Source organism: Arthrobacter sp. TJ-58 (assembly GCF_058269295.1).
Window position 1 is genome coordinate 58,851 of record NZ_JBZCNM010000008.1, and the last position, 15,100, is coordinate 73,950.

Annotated in this window: 9 protein-coding genes and 1 pseudogene; 3 read left to right on the forward strand and 7 right to left on the reverse strand. The window is 62.3% G+C overall.

Annotated elements, in window-relative coordinates; all coding sequences use genetic code 11:
- Positions 1-347: 347 nt before the first annotated feature.
- On the reverse strand, positions 348-2,066 hold the full coding sequence (gene poxB, locus AC4D2W_RS16670) for a ubiquinone-dependent pyruvate dehydrogenase (RefSeq protein ID WP_490928029.1): 1,719 nt from the start codon (positions 2,064-2,066) through the stop codon (positions 348-350).
- Between the two features lie 270 nt (positions 2,067-2,336).
- Between poxB and AC4D2W_RS16675 the strand changes: the two are divergent.
- Positions 2,337-2,611, forward strand: a pseudogene (locus AC4D2W_RS16675) (protein kinase family protein); the annotation flags it as partial.
- A 134-nt stretch (positions 2,612-2,745) separates the two neighbouring features.
- Here the strand turns inward: AC4D2W_RS16675 and AC4D2W_RS16680 are convergent.
- The 6 genes from AC4D2W_RS16680 to AC4D2W_RS16705 all read right to left on the reverse strand — a co-directional run bounded on the left by AC4D2W_RS16680 (position 2,746) and on the right by AC4D2W_RS16705 (position 9,871).
- The gene (locus tag AC4D2W_RS16680) at positions 2,746-3,909 is read right to left on the reverse strand and encodes a Wadjet anti-phage system protein JetD domain-containing protein (RefSeq protein WP_490928054.1); all 1,164 of its coding nucleotides are present in this window, start codon (positions 3,907-3,909) and stop codon (positions 2,746-2,748) included.
- A 14-nt stretch (positions 3,910-3,923) separates the two neighbouring features.
- Complete coding sequence (locus tag AC4D2W_RS16685; RefSeq protein WP_490928030.1) at positions 3,924-4,502, reverse strand: SbcC/MukB-like Walker B domain-containing protein; 579 nt, start codon at positions 4,500-4,502, stop codon at positions 3,924-3,926.
- Between the two features lie 48 nt (positions 4,503-4,550).
- Positions 4,551-7,304, reverse strand: a complete 2,754-nt coding sequence (locus AC4D2W_RS16690) for an ATP-binding protein (protein WP_490928031.1) — start codon at positions 7,302-7,304, stop codon at positions 4,551-4,553.
- Positions 7,304-8,083: a DUF4194 domain-containing protein gene (locus AC4D2W_RS16695; protein ID WP_490928032.1), complete on the reverse strand. Its 780-nt coding sequence runs from the start codon at positions 8,081-8,083 to the stop codon at positions 7,304-7,306. The genes AC4D2W_RS16690 and AC4D2W_RS16695 overlap by 1 nt, the downstream gene beginning before the upstream one ends.
- Positions 8,080-9,552, reverse strand: coding sequence for a DUF3375 family protein (locus tag AC4D2W_RS16700; protein WP_490928033.1), 1,473 nt, complete (start codon positions 9,550-9,552; stop codon positions 8,080-8,082). The genes AC4D2W_RS16695 and AC4D2W_RS16700 overlap by 4 nt, the downstream gene beginning before the upstream one ends.
- A gap of 166 nt (positions 9,553-9,718) precedes the next feature.
- The gene (locus AC4D2W_RS16705; RefSeq protein WP_490928034.1) at positions 9,719-9,871 is read right to left on the reverse strand and encodes a hypothetical protein; all 153 of its coding nucleotides are present in this window, start codon (positions 9,869-9,871) and stop codon (positions 9,719-9,721) included.
- 657 nt (positions 9,872-10,528) lie between these two features.
- Between AC4D2W_RS16705 and AC4D2W_RS16710 the strand changes: the two genes are divergently transcribed.
- A complete protein-coding gene (locus AC4D2W_RS16710; RefSeq protein WP_490928035.1) occupies positions 10,529-11,233 on the forward strand; it encodes a Hachiman antiphage defense system protein HamA in 705 nt (234 codons plus the stop codon).
- Positions 11,223-14,723, forward strand: coding sequence for a DEAD/DEAH box helicase (locus AC4D2W_RS16715; RefSeq protein ID WP_490928036.1), 3,501 nt, complete (start codon positions 11,223-11,225; stop codon positions 14,721-14,723). Before AC4D2W_RS16710 ends, AC4D2W_RS16715 begins: the two co-directional genes overlap by 11 nt.
- Positions 14,724-15,100: the final 377 nt, after the last annotated feature.

A 15,100-nucleotide genomic window follows, 5' to 3' on the forward strand; every position in this document is an offset into this window, starting at 1 on the left:
AAACCGGACGCCAGAGCTGCGACGGCACCGAGGATGGCTGGCAGCGACGCCTGCCTGGTGAATCCAGCAGTCGGGTCAATCCCAACCGTAAAAGCGGCGATTAGCGTACAGGCGATGGACACAAGCCACAGCACAAGCGTGGCCGCGAACATTCCGGCGACCGGATGCGGACGGTTCATTTATTTCCCCCAGAGAAATGACAACCGGCTCAGCGTATCCCACCACCGATATTCAAACGCAAAAGCCGACACGGCAACTAGTTCGACGCTCGGCTAGAGCGTTTTGTGCTTGCCGCATGCCCCGTCCGCCGATGGCCAGTTCCGACGTCGCCCGGCAGACGAGACCCGTCAGAGCAGCTGGCGGGCATTGGCCTTTGCCAGGTCGATGAGTTCACGGCCGTTACCGGCGAGCACCGTGCGCAGCGCGTAGACCGCAAAGCCCGAGGCCTGCTTGGCATCGATCTTCGGCGGAATGGAGAGCTCCTGCCGCTCCACCGCGACGGAGACAAGCGCGGGGCCGTCGTACGCGAACGCCCGGCGCAGGGCACCCTCCAGGTCTTCCGGACGCGTCACGCTTTCGCCGTGCATCCCCACCGCCTGCGCCACCGCGCCGAAGTCAGGGTTCTCGAGCCCGGTGCCGAAGTTGACGATGCCTGCGGCCTTCATCTCCACCTCAACGAAGCTGAGCGCGGCGTTGTCGAACACCACAATCTTGATCGGCAGATTGTGCTGCACCGCCGTCAGCAGCTCGCCGAGCATCATCGCCAGGCCGCCGTCGCCCGCCAGGATCACCACCTGCCGGTTCAGGTCCACCGCCTGGGCACCCAGGCCGAGCGGGGTGGCCGCCGCCATGGTGCCGTGCCAGAAGGAGCCGATCAGGCGCCGTCGCGCGCCGATGTGCAGGTGCCGGGATGCCCAGATGACCGGGGTGCCGACGTCGGGCAGGAAGACGGCGTCGTCGTCGGCGAGCTCGTCGATCAGGTGGGCGAGGTGCTGCGGATGGATGGCGCCCGATCCCTGCTTCTCCAGATCGTCGAGCTGCTTCCGGGTGCGGCGGTAGTGGTCCAGCGACTTCTCGAGGTGGGTGCGGTTGGACTTGCGGTCCAGCAGCGGCAGCAGCGCCTCCGCCGTCTCGCGCACCCCGCCGACCATGCCCTGGGTGAGCGGAGTGCGGCGGCCGAGCTGCTCGCCCCGGATGTCGACCTGCAGGATCTTCGCGTTCTTCGGGAAGAACTGCTGGTACGGGAAGTCGGTGCCGAGCATCAGCAGAGTGTCGCAGTCCTCCATCGCCCGGTAACCGGACGCGAAGCCGAGAAGCCCGGTCATGCCGACGTCGAACGGGTTGTCGTGTTCGATGAATTCCTTGCCGCGGAGTGCGTGCACGATCGGTGCGCCCAGGGCGTCGGCGAGGGCGAGGACCTCGTCGCGAGCCCCCTCCACGCCGGCCCCCGCGAGGATCGTGACCTTCTCGCAGGAGTTCAGCGTGGCGGCGGCTTCCTGCAGCTCCGCCGGGGAGGGCACGGTGACCGGGTCGCTGCGGCGGACGGTGAAGACACGCTCGTCCACGGCGTCTTCCAGCGCGGTGTCGCCGGCCATCACGAGCACAGCGACGCCCCGCTTTTCGATGGCGGTCCGCATGGCGATCTCCAGCAGCCGCGGCATCTGGTCGGCGCTCAGGACCATTTCGCAGAAGACAGAGCAGTCGCGAAACAGTTCGGTGGGGCGGGTTTCCTGGAAGTACTGGCTGCCGATCTCGTCGCTCGGGATGTGGGAGGCGATTGCGAGCACGGGGACCCGACTGCGGTGCGCGTCGTAGAGACCGTTGATGAGGTGCATGTTGCCGGGGCCGCAGCTGCCTGCGCAGACCGCGAGGTCGCCCGTCAGCGCCGCCTCGCCGGCGGCGGCGAACGCAGCCTCCTCCTCATGCCGGGTGAGCATCCACTCGATGCCCTTCTCCCGGCGGATGGCCTCGGTCACCGCGTTCAGGGAGTCGCCCGGAACTCCCCAGATCCGCTGAATCCCGTTGGCGGCGAGGTTGTGGACGACGGTTTCGGCGATCGTGGGCATGCTAATCCTCTGTTTGGTGCGTTCAGACGGCCCCTTCAGTCTATGCACCGGGCATCCGGCTGGGCCAGAGGTGTGGTGAGTGCGGGTTTGCCTCATTGTTCCCGCGAGCAATCCCCGGGAGGACGTGGATGAGGACGACGTTGAAGAGGTGCTGCGCGTGCCGGTGCCGGTCGGTACCGCCGGGGCTTCGCGAAGCGCACGCGGGAGGTGGCTGGCGCCGGGCGTCCGCTCTGCGGGATCTGGGTGATCTGCGGTCAGCCCACCGACGCCGACGGGTACCGGTTCGGTGTGGACCACGGACTTACCCCTCCCACGGCGAGCACAAGCTGCGGACCGTGCTGTGGGGCTGGATCGGCGATGCGGTGAGTGTTGAAGAACTCGCGGGCATTGACCGCATTAGCTAAGGGTTACAGGGTGACCTGGGCCGGCAGCTGGCGGAGCTGCTCACCGGTGAGGAGATCGCTTCCCTTTCCGTGCGTTGCTCCCGGCTGCGCTCAGCGAGGCGGTTTCCAGCTACGAGCGGCGAGTTGCTGGCTGTTCTCTGGCTGTTTTCTAACGGGGACGACGACGCGGACTTCGCGGCCAAGGTGCGCCAAAGGAACCGCCTTCTGCCGAGGGGCCGACAAGAGGACGCAGCTGACGGGGTACGCCAGCTTTCGACCAGCGGCGGGATGTCCCCTCAGAGCCGCGGCCTCGAATTGCGGAGGATCTGCTCCACGGCGGTACGTGCCCGGTCGAGCGGGATCCGTTCCTGCTCGATGCGGCGATGTCCATCGTGCTCGGGGGCGAGGATGAGCAAGTACAACGAGCGCTCGTCGTCGCGGAGCCGGCCGACAGACTTCGCTATGCCGGGCGGGATGGGCTTACCGTACTGGTCGAGGTTCGTGCCGAACTTCTCGTAGGCCTCATAGGTGGCACGGTCCATGAGGATTGTGTCGATGTCGCACTCTAGGTCAGCTCTGTAGCCGTTAAGGATCTCGAAGCCGTTGCGGTCGATGTCCCCCCAGTACACGACGGTCTGTGCCGCTCGGATCCAGGGGAAGGACGCGATCGTCCTGCCGCCCTTGCCGACGCCCTCCACCGAGATTGCACGGGCGAACGGCGGGAAGTGGATGGCAGTGTCCTTGTTTTCCGAGATGATGACCACATCCGGGCGATAGGCAGGCTCGAAAGCGTCGCCGACCGTGGCGGAGTCATGGACGCGCCCACCCCTGGCGCGGTGGCCGGGGTCGAGATAGGTGAAGTGAATGCGCGAAGCGTGGCCCGGCAGGAGGCCTAGATCTTCGAGGCCAGTGAGCTCCTGGACAGCGACACGGTGATTCTGGAGCCACTTCGCGTGGACCCCGGGGATCGGCACCTGGCGTGGCGTCACACCCAGCGTCGGGCGGGAGGGATCCGCGAGATACCAGTCGACGACGGTCAGGAGCAGCTCGAAGTCCGTGTCGGAGTACCGGTCTGTTAGCCGCAGGATGCGCACGAGGTCCACGAAATTTGGGTGGAGGGCGCGCAGCGTGTGGCACCGCTCTCGATTGCGCTCGATCCGCTCGGGCCACCCATCACCGACGATACCGGCCGCGTCATCGAGTGATTCGATCCGCAGGTGTGTCGGGACCTGCTGGACGCTCCTACCCTGGGCAGCACGGTTCTCATGCGTCAGCGAGGCCGGGTTCATCTGAGCCCAGTCGCGCCACACCATGGTCTGCCTCAGGACCGACGCGTACTGCGTGAGCAGCTCGTCTCTGGAAGGCCGGCCGAGGGGGAACTCGTGCGGAAAGGCACTCTCCTCCCCCACAAGGTCAGCGCTCCATTTCGTGCTGAGCCGTCGACCGATGTCCTTCAGCACCAACTGTGGTGTCTTCACGGGACGACTACCGTATCCGAGGCATCCTGAAGGTCCGATACGTAGGAATAGCCCTGCTCGTTCTTCGTGACGTTGAGCAGGAGATCCATGTGCGGCTCGAGCGCCGTGACTTTGTCCAGCGGTGCCCCGATGATCAGCTGGAATCCCAGGTCCTGCCAGGCCCGGACAGCACGGCCTGCAAACTCGCTGTCGGACTTCACGAACCCCTCGTCGAGGAAGACCGGTGCATAGGTCGGCCGTGAGCGAGTCTCGTCACCCAGCTGGTAGCGTAGGGCGGAACCCACGATGAAGGCGATGAGCTCTTGTGTCTCCCCGCCGGACTTGCCTCCCAGCGAGTCATAGGAGGCGATCTCACGGCGGTTCTCGTCGAGGCAGACCGCGGTGATGACGATGTGCTGGCGCACATCGAGGTAGCGATCACGCTGCGTTGTCGAGCTCCTCGAGGTCCCTTCGCCGAGGCTGATCTTGGCCATGAAATCCTGGAGCTTCTTGAACCGCGTCTCGACCTGCTGGTCAGTGAGCTCCCGGGCGAGTCCTGAGGAGAGCTCACGCAGTCCGCGGCGAAATGCACGCACGTCCTCGCTCGGCAGTGGCCGCAGATTGATTTGCAGGATTCCCTTGCCTCAAAACGGCAGCGTCTCAAGGATCCGGTTGATCGGCGCGAGGCGGTCCTCGATCTCCTCACGGGCGGTGTCGAAAGCGTCGTTTAAGCGCAGCAGGTCGTCGCTGGACCAGGCCGCAACCTCCCTCCGCCAGGTATTGCGGCGTTCGTGCAGCCCCTCGGACATGATCCGGTCAAGGATCTCGCGATAGCCGTCCGCGGAGGTCACGGTCGTTCCGAGGTTATGCTCGCTCCACTGCTCTTTGTAGCGCTCGAACATGTCGCTCATGGCGTTTTCTGCGCTGACGGCGCTTTTGCGCGCGACGTCGGCGTCGCTGCGTAGCCGGTTGCGCAGGGCTGTCATATTGGTCCTGAATGATGACAGGCTGGAGACGTCCCAGCTGCCGGCGAACAGTGCATCGAGGTGGGACTGCTGCGCATCGGTCACCGTGGTGGTCTGCACCGCATCGATGGCTTCGATCGCGTTCTGCACCTCGTCCTGCTCACCGACGAGGTCACTGAAGCGCGTGTCAAGTGTCCTCAGGTGATCCTCTGCGAGGACCTTGGCCCGGTTCGCAGCGGTGAGCAGCGGCTTGATCCGTTCCTCCTCTCGCTCAAGCTGATCGAGCAGCCCGTTAACCTCGCGGAGCCGCCGGATCTCCGCGTTAAGGCTGTCGATCCGGCCGTCGAATCCGAGGTAGTTGATGCCAACCCAGACCGCGTCCTGAACGTAACGGTGCGCGTCGCGCTGCGTCCGGAGATCCGTGATGCGGGCCTGGGCATCATGGATGCGTATACGGATGGCAAGGATCTGCGGCTCGAGCTCATCGAGCAGATTCTCAATGTCGTCCAGACGGCGATGGTTGGAGAAGCCGATAATACTGCCGTCGCCGGACTCCCCGTGCGCACCGCGATCGCCGTTGCGGGTCTGACCGGAGGGAGTGACTCGCGGTTCGGGGCCTGAAAGAGCTACCGCGTTTGGGACGCAGAGATGGTCGTCGCTCTCGATCCGGTCCTGTACCCAGTTTGAGAAGAGTGAGTCCTTATAGGTGAGCTTCCCGGAGACCCGGTCCGGGTCGGCCTGCCGGTGCTCGAGGTCGGAGAGCCTCACCGCCTGGTATCGGATGCGGGGACGAATCTGTATCCCATCAATCGATGTCGACAGGCGGTCGCGCACACGGCGGTCGACGAGCACTGTCCTCGCGATGCCGCCGAGCGTGGTCTCAATCGCCTTACGCCAGTACTCCTCGTCCGGCAGCACGTCGATCAGCTCGGCGACGAAGGGCAGGTCCTCCATAGGATCGAGCCCGGCAGCGCGCGCCATCCGTACGCGGGCCTCGTGCAGCCGGCGGGGAACCATACCGTTGCGACCCTGCAGCGATGCACGCTCCTCAAGCAGTTCGTCCTTGCGGTGGCTCAGCGGCACGAGCTCCTCGCGGATGGCCTCCTCCGTTGCCTTCAGTCCGCTTTCCCGCTCGTCGAAACCGGTGAGGAAGTCGACTGCTTCGGCCTGCATAGTTGCGAACTGCTCGGTGGTCTCTGGAATGACGTTCCCCAGTGACTCGGTCCGTGTCTGGAACTTCAGATTCGCATGATAGGCCGTGTCACGGCTCTGGAGAAGGCTCTCAATTTCCGTGCGGCGCTCATCGATAGCTTCGCCGCCGTTGGCCTGCTTGTCCTTGGCGATCTGGGCCACCTGCCCCTGGTGCCGCGCTTCGTCCGTCTTAGCCTGCTGATATGCCAGCTCGGTCGCCCCGTGATCGCGCCGGTTAGTCTCGACGGCGGTGTCGAGGAGGACCCGCTCCGTGCGCAGCCGCCACAGCCGGAAGGGCGAGGGACCGTCCACGTCGGCCCCAAACTCCTGGATCAACCTCAGCGTCGCCTCAGCGTCGGCCAGCTCCCTCTGCAGGACGGGCAGTCGCTGCAGCACCTTTACCTTGCTAGCCTCGTCACGCATCTTGGCGTACGAGGCCTCGAGGTGGGCGAAGTGCTCAAGCGCGTCGTCCGCAATCTGGTACGTGCTGGGCCGCTCTAGGACCATCGACTTATACAGCCCGTCGACGCGCTTGACCTCCATCCCCGCCTGGGCACGCGCGAGGAGTCGCATCGCCTTGTGGCCGTCGCCGCCGGCTCCGATGCTCAGCCGTGTGTGGACGTGGTTCTCGAACTCCCGGAATGTAGCGAAGGTCGTCAGGCCCGCGATGTTCGCCTTCAGGGTGCGCTTGTCGAAGCGGGTCTGAGCCAATGGCTCGAGACGAGAGAGATCGAGGTATCCCTCGAAGGTCCCGAATGTCGTGGCAACGTCGCTGTTCATCGCCGCACCGGCCTTCATTAGGTAGATACGCAGGACCGTGTAGCGACGGCCCCCGCTGTTGATGAAGGTGCCGGCGAGGGCACCCCAGACGGGACCGCCATCGCGGCCCCGCAGCACCTGATCGCGCATCTCTTCTGAGCCGTTGACGCGGCTGGTGTCCATCTTCCCTCGCAGGTAGGTAAGGAGGTTGCGCTGCTCGGCAGAGCGAGCCCGCCCTGCGGCCTCGTTCGAGGCACCGTTGAACGGCGTGTCCGAGGGCATCATCAGCGCGATGTAGGCATCCAGCAGCGTGGACTTCCCCGAGCCGGATGCGCCAGACAGCAGCGTGGATCCTGACGAGAAGTGCACGGCGTGACGGCCGTGGAAGCCGCCCCAGTTCACCATCTGGAAGGTTTCAAGCCGCCACTGGCCGCGTTCGGCCGCGATTGCCGACTGAGGCAGGAGTTCGAGTTCGAGAGTCATCAGTCCGTCTCCTCCGGATCGAACAGCATGTCATGCTCGTTGTCGGCAGCGTCGTCGAGCGAACCGGCGTTATCGGTGCCGTTCTGCGTGATCAACCAGTCCCAGAGCGTGCGTAGCTTTTCGATCGGCATCAGTACCTCGATGATCGGTGAGATACGGAAGCGGTCGGGGTCGGCCGTCTTGAGTAGCACGCCGGCCGTCGCGAGCCCGGCGATCGCGTTGGTGGCGCGCTTGTGATCCATGGCGCGATGCGTCGCATCGGCTGGACGCTGATCCGCCACCTCGTCGAGCAGCGCCTGGCGGTCAATGAAGACGAGGTCGTCTCCCTCCTGCCGCTGTGCAAAGAACCGTTGACGGAGGTAGACCATGACGATCGTCTCTTCCTTCGTGTGTGCGATGTCCCGTAGCAACGACGGGAGTTGATCATCGGACTCCGCCCGGGCCTGGTGCTTGAACGCGATCTGGTATCGGCGCTCGATGTGGAGGTCGAGGAAGAGGTCGTTCAGGCGGCTCTTCATCAGCTCCTCGTGTGTAAGGAGAGTGGCCCACTGCTCGGGATGGCGGTCAGCGGAGATGTACCGGTGTTTCAGCAGCGCATGGAGGCACCGCCTCTGCTCTGGGTACAGCGTGCCAATGTCGCCCTCGAACATGGCCACGCTCTCGGTTTCATCGATGTCCTCATTGTTCGGGGACACCTCGTCATTGATCAAATCGAGAAACGACAGATCCTCAATGTCGACACCAGTGTCGTTCGTGTTTCCGGAAATAGAACCGGTCATCGCTGCTCCTCCTTTGAAGCGGGCGTCATGGTGGTGGGGATGTTGAAGCGCCGCGTGCTCCCGTCAGACCGCAGCGCGGTAATCGTCTCCCGCGTCGTGGGGTCGATCGTCGCACCCATGCGCGCAAGCAGGTGCTGGAGACCGAGGATCTCGACTGGTCGACGCAGATCACCGGGCAGGTCATTGAACAGCTCGGCCGCCGAGGCGTAACCTCCTGTCTCGGCGCTTTGAGTGATGCGTGCACGTAGCTGATCCAGCGAGGGTCCGCCCTGCAGCCTGATGTCTTCGAGGGATAGGGGTGCAGGGGCGTCGGCGGACACGTCCTCCAACGCTTCTGGACCCCGCTCATCCTCCGGGTCGAACGTGCGCCGCCGTACAGCTGTGACGGCGAGCCCAGGAGGGATGAGCTCGACGTCGACGCGAGCACGTGGCCCGACCGACTGCATCCAGGTGCGCATCTCGTCGTCGATGCCGCGCAGCACCCGCTCGAGCTCGCGGTTCTTGATGTGGTCGTAGTTCTCGATGTGCTCCTTGAGAGTCGCCGACAGCCGTTTGCGCTGGTCCAGCACGCTCGCGATCCCCCGCCGCACGACGTCGACCGCCATGCGAAGCTGACGCTGCTCGGCGGCGAGCAGTGTTCCTGCCGAGGGATGCGCCAGGATCGCCGTCAGGTCGGTGCGGAGCCGCGTGAGCCAGTCGGGCTTGCGTAGCAGTTCCAGCGCGCCCGAGAACGCACGCCCCTCAGGCGTCATCGTCAACAAGTTGCGCGTCTGCTCGAGGTAAGCGTCGAGCACCTCGCCCACCGGGCGTTCTTCCTCGCGGAAGTTCTTAGTGATGACCCGGTGCATGTCACGGACCGCCTCCTCGACACGGCGGAAGTCAGAAGGCAGGCCATCGAGCTCCCGTAAGACGTTGGCGAACTGCTCGCTGAGCTCCCCTTCGGATGCGACCGGCAGCTCACCGCCGGCCTTCAGACGCTCATACTCGGTCTGGAGCCGGGTGATGTCCTCAGCGAGGCGGCGTTGACGCTCCTTACGATCGGGGTTCGCCGCCAACGCTGCCTCGGAGATGACCCGGCGCATGGTTTCTATGCGCGAGACCGACACATTCAGCTGGGTGCGGGCAGCGCGGTTCGCGTATTCCATCGCCTGCTTGGCGTCACCGGTCAGCTGGTAGATCTCTTGCCCGCGCCCCGGGTCGCGGTACAGCCAGCGCTCGCGAACCCATTGCATGGCCAGGGCTTTCCCGCTCGAGGACGGCACCGGGTGGCCGCTCACCCGAAGTTCGTCAAGCAGGGCGTCCACGCGGATATGGAGCTGTTCGACAGGTACCGGCTGCCCGTCGTCGGCAAACACGACCGAAAAAATCGGCATGGCGATGCGTGCAGACTTGCGATCCAGCAGCTTCAGTGTAGGTGTGTCGAGGGCAGCGTCGATCCGTGCAACAGCCCCTTCGATGTCGCTGGTCATGACTCCCCCTAGTTGTCACCCATCGCTGGTTGCATCCGCCTGATTAGCCGAGCAAGCCGGCGGTCAGACATGGCTCCATTATGTAGAGGAGCTACGACATTCCGCTTTCAAGGGTCGGAATGAAAGCGGGTGTATCGTCGCCCTCGTTCACGAGGACACTCCGGCGCTACGGCGGGTGGCGGTGTTCGATGCCCTGGTCAACAATGCCGACCGTGAGGGTGACGTCATGGCCCTGGCTGATGGGCACCGGTTCGGCGCGGACCACGGACTCACGTTCCACGGCGAGCACAAGCGGCCCACGGTGTGGGGTTGGATCCATTAGGGGGTTGAGAGCGATGAGGAACTGGGAGGGTGTCGACCGGGTTCTCGCGAGCTTAGAGCGTGAGCTGGGCCAGCAGGTTGCGGACTGCTCACTGCTGAGTAAATAGCGTCGATTACCGCGCGCTGCGTCCGGTTGCGTGCAGCCGGACGTTTTCCGACTCGAGCGGCGAGATGGCGACGGTGCCCTAGCCGCCGTTCGAGGGAGTGGGGGTATGAGACAGATCCGACAGACCTTCCCCACGTTGAGAGCAGAGGACCCACGTTCCCCTTTTCCAGGAAACATGGCCTCTGTTGCAGTACAAAATGAACTTCAAATACACAACCAAGTTGTGTATTGCATGACCCTTTGTATCGACTGTTAGGGCGCATTCACATAATGGCGGAAATGGCTTCGGATGACGGCGCACTGAGAACTAACCCACCTAGATTAATAACCGTACGACACCATTGAAATACGCCAACGCGAGCTTCATTCCACAATCCGACGAGATAGAACACCGTTTCCGGTCGACACGTGTGATATATGGTTGTCGGGCCCGGGTCAGAGTCGGTGTGGGTTTTTTGGGAGGGGGAAGGAAGCTTCGTGACAATGTTCGATCCTTGGTGCTCGAAGAAGGGACCGGCACCGTTTGTTCAAGGTGCCACTGGGAGGGCAGTGAGCACTATCGACTCCGTTCATGACGCCACCGGCGTTGCGGTCTTAGCGGCCATGCTTCCCGGTGCCTACGCCGACACGACCGCTCTCGCCTTGATCGCTCAACAGCATGGAAAACCTGGGACGTCGAAGTTCCTACGCGACCGCTTACCAACAAAGAAGAGTGCCCGTTCAGGCGACATGGGCGAGATTCTGGCGACGGCATACCTGGCTGAGGAGCACTCTTACACAGTCGGGCCTAGCCGGCTCATTGACCGCGATCACCAGGAGTGGGCTATGAGAGGCGACGATGTGCTTGCCGCCAGGGTTGATTCCCACTCGAAGGTGCATATAGTCAAAGCCGAAGCCAAGAGCCGTGTCACCCTTGGCAAAACAACAGTCGAGCAAGCTAGGGAAGGCCTGCATCGGAACAGCGAGCTGCCTTCCCCGCATTCACTGTCACAGTTCGCCACCCGGCTACTGCGTAGCGCGGATAAAGCGATTGGCGAAGCAGTGTTACGGGTGCAGCTAACCACCGGAGTGCGGTCGGATCAGGTAACCCATTTGATGTTTCTATTGACGGCTGGCGACCCAAGCGTCCATGTCACCGCCGACCTACATGGTTACTCCGGCACGATCTCTCAGCTGACCGTAACGCTGAGGGTTCAGGAGCACCAAAAGTTCATTAACGACGCTTTCGATGCGGCTATCGCCAATGTCCCGTGACGCGCAAGCCCTAGTATCTGCTCTCAACGCCGCTACGGATGCAGGCTTCCGAAATCGCTTATTGGCGCGCGGCCAGGCCCAGTCCATGATTCGTCGGGACGGGCAACTTCCCGATGAATCCCCGGAGTTTAGTCCCTTCCTCGACTCCGATCTCCTCAACTACGGCTATGCGCTACTTACTGACGGGCTGGACCTACTCCAAGGTCTCGAACCAGACGGCAACGGCGACCTGGCGAATCATGGCGAGGTTGCTAGATTGGCCCTAATTCAAAGCTCATACGCTTTGGAAGCGGCAACTCGGAACGCAACGGAAACGTCAGACGGAGCATTTCATCGGCTTATCGCAGGGGCTGCTAGTCATCTCGGGGGTTACGCCGCCCGTGCCTTCTCGCTCATGAAAACGAGTCGGGAATCCGGCGAGCTGACTGACATGGAGCTCACCTTGGCCGATCTGACGATGCGTGACCTCGGGGCCATCGAGGAACGTACTAGGACCCTCCGCACGTCCGCTGCCGTTTCGGATGACGCCCTGCTCGCGTCCCTCTCCGATGACGCAAACCAAGAGAGGGACGCGCCGGGCCCCATCGCCCTCCTACTAAGCGAGCACTACCTCTCCGCGGTTTCCGCAGGACTATTTGCGATCGAAGTCGGGGAGCATGAACTTCTGGCCAGTGCGCTCCAGGACTTGGCGTTGGGTGAGCGTGCCTCCTTGGACCTTGGAGTTCCGGGGCCTTGGTGGGTTTACCGTCTAACTCGTCGGCTGCTTGATGACTTATTCGATACCAGCATCGACTCAAACATTCCGGTCGACCCACCACCGAGCAGCGGGTATGACGAATCTTATTGGCGCTATCTGCGCCGCACTTTCATAGACAATCTGCTTGCACGAGAGCGTTCCGAGATAGACCTGTGGCCTTCCCAACTTCATGTCGTAGACCGAATTTTTGCAGATTCCCGCGACCTTGTGGTTGCGCTTCCGACCAGCGCTGGCAAGACTCGCATCGCAGAACTTTCCATACTGGCGTGCTTGGCGCAGAGACGACGCGTGGTGTACGTCACCCCACTTCGGGCTCTGTCTGCCCAAACTGAGCAGGTCCTGTCAAAAACGTTTAGCCCTCTCGGAGTGAGGGTATCGTCCCTGTACGGCAGCGCGGGGATCAGTAGCGTCGACGATGATGCAATGCGTACGAGCGAGATTGTCGTCGCCACACCGGAGAAATTGGATTTCGCGCTCCGTTCTGATCCCTCGGTATTGGACGACGTCGGCCTGGTCGTCCTCGACGAGGGCCACATGATCGGCGCTTCCGAGCGCGAAGTGCGCTATGAGGCCCAAATACAGAGGCTCCTGCGCCGCTCTGACGCTTCGACCCGGAGGATCGTTTGCTTGTCCGCGGTATTCCCGTCCGGTCCAGAGCTAGAGGATTTCGTTGCTTGGCTCACCGATGACGACCCCCAAGGTCTGCATCAGGAGACTTGGCGTCCAACTCTGCAGCGGTTCGGCCTCGTAGAGTGGGAAGGAGGACATGCGAGACTAGCGATCACACTCGGGCCTGATCAGCCGTTCATCCCCCGCTACTTCGAGGCAGTTCAGCCGATAGGAAGACGCAGCAAGCAGTTCCCTTCAGATCAACGCGAATTGGTAATCGCCACAGCTTGGCGTCTGGTCGAGGAAGGCGAATCTGTTCTCGTCTTTTGTCCACAACGCAATTCAGTTGAGCCATATGCCCGCCAGATCATAAAGCTCCATAAGCAAGGTCTTATCGCTACGGTCATACCTGATGACGTCGACCTGAGCAGAGCGCTCGTTGTAGGAGCGGAATGGTTCGGTGCCGATCATCCGATATTGAAGTGTCTCGAACTCGGTGTCGCCATCCACCATGGTGCCCTGCCTGGCCCCTTCCGCAAGGAGGTCGAGAAACTTCTCCACGACGGCAAACTGAAGGTCACTATCGCCTCGCCGACGCTTGCTCAGGGTCTCAATCTCTCAGCGTCCGCAGTGCTATTCCACGGTATTAAACGCAGCCGTGAGCTGCTGAAAGGCTCCGACTTTTCCAACGTCATCGGTCGTGCTGGGCGTGCATTTATCGATACTGAGGGACTAGTACTGTTCCCGATATTCGAGCCGCGACGATATCAACGCAAGCAATTACGGCGGGATTGGCTGCAGTTATCCCAGGGCGGGGGAGGCAAGGCGCTCGACTCCGGGCTTATTCAGGTTGGTATCGCATTAATCAAACGCATGCATACTGCGCGCGGTGGTGGCTCCATCGAGCCATTCCTGAACTACCTTACGGGCGGGCAGGACTGGAGCCTTCCAGTCCTGCAGCAGGAGTTGCCGGACGATGAGACAGCTGCCCGGGTCAGGTGGAGGGCCAACCTCTCATTACTTGATATTGGAATTCTTAGCACCATTGGGGACGGCGCTTATGACTCCGACCCCGACGCTGCCACACAAGTACTCTCGGATGCTCTTGTTGACTCTCTATGGGAGCGCCAGCTAAGTCGCGGAGACACCGATATGGCTAGGGCCGTTCGCGAGTTGGTGATGAGGCGCGTCCGACATCTTTGGGAGACGTCTACCCCCTCACAGCGACGCGGATGGTATCTCGCCGGGTTGGGAGCCGATTCAGGGACAGGACTGTCCGCGGTCTCTGGAGATCTGATCGATCTGATGATGCAAGCCGAAGTCAGCCTCAGCAATGATGACCTCAACGGTGCGTCCGATCGTCTTGTAGAAGTCGCCGAAGTCGTCTTTCGTCTGGAGGCATTCGCTCCTGAATACTGGGCGGAGGACTGGACGGGAGTGCTTCGACAGTGGATCCAGGGACTGCCCCTTGCAGACCTGCCCGGAGATCGTGTCGAGATCGCTAGTTTCATCGAATCCAGCCTGGTATATAGGTTGGTTTGGGGCATGGAGGCGGCCCGTGTCTATGAGACCGCCCAAGGCAACGACCTTGCGGAGATGTTGAGCGGCGCCGCCGTTACCGCGGTTGAAACCGGAACACTCAATCCGGCCGCATCAGTGCTCATCCGCGCCGGGTTCGATCATCGGATTGCCGCTGTGAACGCCGCGGTTAGTACTGACGCCAATTTTACTTCCGTGGAAGACATGCGCGAATGGATAAATGACCTCGACCCTAGGTACGCGTCTAACGAAGCATGGCCGAGCCCGGAGTCTCGGCCGGCATGGGGAACATTCGCGTCACATCTCCGCCAGCCACATCTCCGGCAGTGGACGAGCAGCCATTTGGATATCGAAAATGTGAGGTGGTACAGGGATGTGCCATCTCCTGATGCTTGGCTCCGAGTTACCAGCCGTGACAATGCGTCTGTCCAAATTTGGACCCCAGGATTTGAACTACTCGGTGAGGCTGATGTCCAGATAAGCCCGGAAAGAGCGGGGATTCTGCGCGCGCAGTCCCTGCAAGATTCTCGTGGCATCCGTTTGTTGTATCGCGGACCAGGTGACCTATTCCAAACCCCAGGCTGAGATGCCGCTCCCACCGTTTCTGGCAGATGCCCTGAAGGGTTGTGTGTTTCAACCACCGCGGATCGTCCTGGTAGCTGCCGCGCTCTCTCCATCCTGGGTGGCGCGTCTTGCAGCGCGGAGGCACCTATCGATGTCGCCGCATTGTTGATTGCTTGTTTTCCAGCCGTCGTAAGCTGCTCTCTCTTAAGTGGCAAATCGCTGTATGCGCTAGAAGGGCGGCGGTCCATCTTGTACTCAAACATGGACCCAGAGGACCTCGGGGCGTCGCCGTCGGATCGGTTAGAAGGGCCAGCTCTCCGGTAAGCCTGCAAGCGATACAGGCTGAAGACTCAGGGACACGGAAGTCTTAAGAAAGACCGTTACCAACATCGGCCGTG